This window comes from Mangrovibacterium sp., assembly GCF_059905295.1.
Genome location: NZ_JBZQJF010000172.1, coordinates 1 through 5,306, shown reverse-complemented (window position 1 = coordinate 5,306; position 5,306 = coordinate 1). Strand labels below are relative to the sequence as shown.

Sequence of the window (5,306 nt, the reverse complement as noted above, 5' to 3'; positions counted from 1 at the left end):
CACATCGGCCAGGGCCACATCCTGCGGTGTAGTAACAATGATGGCTCCTGTTACCGGCACGGTTTGTACCAGGGTGAGGTGAATGTCGCTGGTTCCCGGCGGAAGGTCGATCAGCATATAGTCGAGTTCTCCCCAGTTGCCGTCTTTAATTAGTTGTTTCAAGGCGTTCGAAGCCATTGGGCCGCGCCATACTAACGCATCATCCTGTGAGACAAAGAAACCAATCGATAACATTTTTACGCCAAATTGCTCAACAGGCTCAATCAGCTCGCGGCCGTCGATCACCACGCCTCCCGGGCGTTCGCTCTCCACACCAAACATTTTTGGAATGGAAGGGCCATAAATATCGGCATCGATCAAACCAACCTTGGCGCCTGTCTTTGCCAGTGCAACAGCCAGGTTTACCGATACGGTTGATTTGCCTACACCACCTTTGCCCGAGGATACGGCAATAATGTTTTTGACTTTAGGAAGAATAGGGCGTTCCATCTGATGGATCGCTTTTGCAGTAATGTTACCGCGAATCTCGATATCGTTGCCAAGCTCGGCCAGCAACATATCTTCACAAGCTTTCACAACCACCGGAATATTTTGGTCGTCGGAACGTTGAAAGACCAGCGAAAAGGTGATCTTTTTGCCGGCAATGCGGATTTCCTGAACCATATCCATGGCTACGATATTTTCTTTCGAACCCGGATACATCACCTTGCTTAAGGTGTCGGTTACATGTTTCGGAACAATTATTTTGCGTGCTTCACTCATGGGTTATTTCTGTTAATTTTTTACAGTATTGAGTATTGAGTATTGAGTATTGAGTATTGAGTATTGCTGATACTAACATCTATTTTCTCACGACTCACGACTCGAATCTCACGACTCATTTTTCAGGGCAATCCCAATTCGTTGGCCGGGTCCCAAAAAACTTCGGCAAAGTTAATAATTTGATTGTCTTCGACCCGGATTCCTTCACTCAAAAGCAAATCTTCCATGGTTGTAGAACCGCCAAAATGATGCTTGCCGGTTAACAGGCCATGGGAGTTGACAACCCGGTGTGCGGGAACATAAACCGCCTGCGAGCCGGCTTTGTTCATTGCCCAGCCGACCATTCGCGCCGATTGTCCGGTACCCAGGTAACGGGCAATAGCGCCGTAACTGGTAACACGTCCCGGCGGGATTAGTCGTACAACCTGGTAAACCATGTCGAAGAAGTCGCTCATTGCAGATTATTAGATTTTTAGATATCAGACATCAGATTTTAGACAATAGATAATAGAATTCAAATACCAGATGCATGTTGTTGTATGTTAGCTATTAAAAGCTAAATACCCGATGTGAACCATTTAGAACTGAAACTCCGAAGTTTAAACTCGAAACCTGGAACTTTAAACTTGAAGCTTACTCCCGCGCCGACCGGCCGAAGCTGCGGTAGGGGTCTTTTTCAATTTCAACATCCGACTCGTGCAGAGGCTTGTCGTGGCTCAGTTTAAAAGCAATGTATTTGATGTCGATCCCGCGTTCGCGCCATTGTTTTTCGTAGAAAGTTTGAATGGAAAGGACATCATTCAGAATGTCGGACTGGTAAAGATTATCGGTATTGGCAACAACTTCAAGCTGGTTTTCTTTCACCATTTCCACGGTGTACCGGTATTGAAAGTTACTGTCGGTTTTCAGGTTGATGATACCGTCCGGTGCCAGAATCTTCCGGTAAATTTCCATGAAGTTCGTTGCAGTTAACCGTTTGCGGGTGCTCTTCATTTGCGGGTCGGGGAAGGTGAGCCAGATTTCCTGAACCTCGCCCGGTGCAAAAAACTTGTGGATAATTTCGATGCTGGTTCGCAGGAACCCAACGTTATTTACGCCTTGCTCAATGGCCATTTTGGCGCCTTTCCACATGCGGGCACCTTTAATGTCGACGCCAATAAAGTTTTTATCGGGGAAGAACTTAGCTAACGCAACGGAGTATTCACCTTTGCCACAGCCCAGTTCCAAGATGATTGGATTATCGTTTTTGAAAAAGTCTTTATTCCAGTTTCCTTTCAGTTCATGATCTTCCTGATCGGGGTGCTGCATCGGACTTTGCACGGTGTTGGCAAAAGTCTCCATTTCAGCAAATTTCTTCAATTTATTCTTTCCCACTACTCCAGATTTTCAGATTCTAAGATATTTGGACTTTTACAGAAGCTGTCCGGGGTTTAGTTTTGCTTTTCGATGCTAATGCCAATATCCCGGATTCCCTTTAACGGGTTGGAACGCATACCCTGCTGAATGGAAAATTCATAGGTTCCGGAAACCGGGAAATAAACGTCCTTTTTATACAGGAATTGATTGTCGAAAAGGTCCCCAATACCACTGCCCAGCCATTTACCTGCCGGGTCAGCCAGCTGAAATTCAAGCGTATCAGTCAGCAACTTGCCATCGGGCGACTTGATGTTCACAAAAAGCCATAGGTTACTGAATTCGTAATTGCCATTATTGCGAACATTCAGGTACAGGTTATGGCTTCCGGTAGTGTCATTCAGGTCGATAGGGAAGACAACCACTGAATCTTTGTTCCAGCCGGAGCTGTTGAGCGTTTTATAGGCCTCAAATTCCTTTTTCTGTTTACAGGAAGCAATCGCAAAAAGCAAAGCAACGATGCTGATGACGTATTTTAATCTCATGCTAAGTCAATCTTGTTTTACAGGTTAACATCAGGACTGAGATTTTGGTTTTCTCCGTCTACGATTGTTTGGACGTTGACCTTGACCTTTGTTGGTGTCACCGCCTCTGCTTTTATTCGGGGTACTTTCGGCTCTTGGAGCCCTTTGCTGACCTCCACCTTCTTGATTTCGGGGCGTACGCTTTTTCTTACGATTGCGTTTTGGTCTGGGCTGATCGAAGCGGGTTAAGCTGTCTTCCGACAAAACATCTTCGAATTCTTTCGCCTTTTTAACTGGTCTTCCGCCGTCTCCATCCTCAATCAGTTTCTCCGGTTTTTGACCTTTCTTATTGAGCATGATGATTTTCTTGACACGCTCAACAGAAACTGCTTGCGGGCCGGAAAGGCTGTTCTCGCCGGTACCGATATAGTACATGGTTCGATTGAAAACATCGGCCTTCAGGAAATTGTAAAAGCCTGATTTTACTTCCAGCGCAATATTATTTGGTGGAAAGTCTCTTTGTGCATCGATATAGGAATCAACCTCGTAGTTGAGGCAGCATTTCAGTTTTCCACACTGCCCGGCTAGCTTTTGCGGGTTCAGCGAAATTTCCTGGAAACGGGCAGCATTGGTTGTTACCGACACGAAGTTGCTCATCCAGGTTGCGCAGCACAGTTCGCGACCGCAAGGACCAATTCCGCCAATACGACCAGCCTCCTGACGAGCACCAATTTGTTTCATCTCAATACGGATACGAAAATTTTCGGCCAGCACTTTGATCAGCTGCCGGAAATCAACGCGGCCTTCAGCGATGTAGTAAAAAATGGCTTTGGTTTTATCGCCCTGGTATTCTACATCACCAATTTTCATGTCCAAATTCAGATCGGCTGCCAGCTGGCGCGATCGGATCATGGTTCGGTGTTCGAGGCTAATGGCTTCTTTCCATTTATCGATGTCGGCTTGTTTGGCTTTTCGGTAGATCTTGCGAAAATCTCCGTTTACCAGCTTCACCTTGTGTTTTTTTACCTGGTGTTTTACCAACTCGCCGGTCAGGCTGACAACTCCAATGTCGTGACCGGGATTCGCTTCAACAGCAACAATATCGCCTACTTTCAGTTTAATGTTGCTGTGGTTTCTGAAATATTCTTTGCGGGTATTTTTAAATCGAACCTCGACGATGCTGTCTGCAGTAGCCATGTGCACAACGTCGCTAAGCCAGTCGTGAACTTCCAGCTTAGAGCATGTGCCGGCTCCGCCTTTGCAACATCCCCGGTTGATTGTATAATTATCTTCCATAGTTGATTTATTAGTTCTGAGTGCCTTAGCCGATAACCGGCAAAACAGGGAAACAGGCTTCAAAAATAATCATAATTGCCGACAAAAAAAGCTGCAAATGATAGGCTTTGCGTTTTATGCAGCATGTGAATTTGTTGAATCGGACAAGAGAATGAATTCGAAGTCTTGAGGATATGGTCTTCTAAGTATCCGAAATCCGTTTAATTGCATTATTTTCTAATAAGTTTAACGATCCGTAAGGCCATATCGGTGAAGATGATGCGCGGGTTTCCGTTCATGGTGATGTGCAAAATGGATTTCTCAAGCTCTTCGGTGATTGGCATAATGTTCCGTTCGTTGATGAATGGTGAGAAGCGGGACGAGAAAGCCTGTTCTTCTTCATCCATGTAAACCAGTTTGGGGTTCTTCAGGTTATAAACGAAATTTTCGCGTATTTGCCCCAAAGCATACTGGAGGAAGCTTTTCTGCTTTTCACGACCAATGTTGGAGAGCTCCGAAACCCAGTCGAACAAATCCATAAACTTGCGGCCATATGTCAAACGCATCAACTCTTTAAATTTTTCGAGGTTGTAGCGATCCTTTGTGTCGGGGCTCAAAAGCTGAATAACTTTGCGATAGTTTCCGCGGCTGAGGTGAGCAATTTGCGACGGATCTTTACCTTCCGCTTCCGCAAGAGAGTTCAGGTGAGCAACTAGTTCTTGCTCGTCGATTGCCGGCACCTTGGTTAACTGGCAGCGCGAACGGATGGTCGTGATCAACTGTTCTTCACTTTCCGAAACCAGTAGGAATAAGGTTTTGGACGGTGGCTCTTCAATCATCTTCAGCAGCTTGTTCGAGCACGACTGGTTCATCTTCTCAGGCATCCAGATGATCATGATCTTATACTCCGACTCGTAGGACTTCAGGTTCAGCTTACGGATGATTTCATCACTTTCCTGCGAGTAAATCATCCCTTGGGCATTGTCGGTTCCAATGAAATTGAACCAGTCCTCCAGGCTGAAATAAGCTCCGTTAAGCACCATCTTTCGCCATTCTTCAATATAATCGGTACTTACCGGGTCCTTAAATTTCGGTGATTTTACAACCGGGTATACAAAATGAAGGTCGGGGTGTGCCAGTCGGGCATATTTTTTACACGAAGGGCAGGTGCCGCACGAATCGCCGTTCTGCTTATTTGTGCACGAAACATATTGGGCATAAGCTAAGGCCAAAGCCAGGTTGCCGGAACCCTCAGGACCTGCAAATAGTTGCGCATGACTTATCCGGGATTCGTTAATTGTTTGGATGAATCGTTCTTTGATAGCTTGTTGTCCAATAATGTCGCGAAAAAACATAGGCTGATTTTAGAGTCCAAGCAAAAATAGGAAAATT

Annotated in this window: 6 protein-coding genes; all 6 read right to left on the bottom strand. The window is 45.6% G+C overall.

What is annotated here, in order from left to right; genetic code table 11:
* A partial coding sequence (locus AC37HE_RS09215; RefSeq protein ID WP_500782540.1) for a P-loop NTPase occupies positions 1 to 762 on the bottom strand: 762 nt, incomplete at its 3' end.
* 122 nt (positions 763 to 884) lie between these two features.
* Positions 885 to 1,217: an MGMT family protein gene (locus tag AC37HE_RS09210; protein WP_500782539.1), complete on the bottom strand. Its 333-nt coding sequence runs from the start codon at positions 1,215 to 1,217 to the stop codon at positions 885 to 887.
* Between the two features lie 178 nt (positions 1,218 to 1,395).
* Positions 1,396 to 2,136 (bottom strand): tRNA (guanosine(46)-N7)-methyltransferase TrmB, encoded by a 741-nt coding sequence (trmB, locus tag AC37HE_RS09205; protein WP_500782538.1) that lies wholly within the window; start codon positions 2,134 to 2,136, stop codon positions 1,396 to 1,398.
* A 56-nt stretch (positions 2,137 to 2,192) separates the two neighbouring features.
* Positions 2,193 to 2,660, bottom strand: coding sequence for a gliding motility lipoprotein GldH (locus AC37HE_RS09200; protein WP_500782537.1), 468 nt, complete (start codon positions 2,658 to 2,660; stop codon positions 2,193 to 2,195).
* A gap of 30 nt (positions 2,661 to 2,690) precedes the next feature.
* Positions 2,691 to 3,935, bottom strand: a complete 1,245-nt coding sequence (locus tag AC37HE_RS09195; protein WP_500782536.1) for a PSP1 domain-containing protein — start codon at positions 3,933 to 3,935, stop codon at positions 2,691 to 2,693.
* A gap of 209 nt (positions 3,936 to 4,144) precedes the next feature.
* On the bottom strand, positions 4,145 to 5,269 hold the full coding sequence (gene holB / locus AC37HE_RS09190) for a DNA polymerase III subunit delta' (protein ID WP_500782535.1): 1,125 nt from the start codon (positions 5,267 to 5,269) through the stop codon (positions 4,145 to 4,147).
* Positions 5,270 to 5,306: the final 37 nt, after the last annotated feature.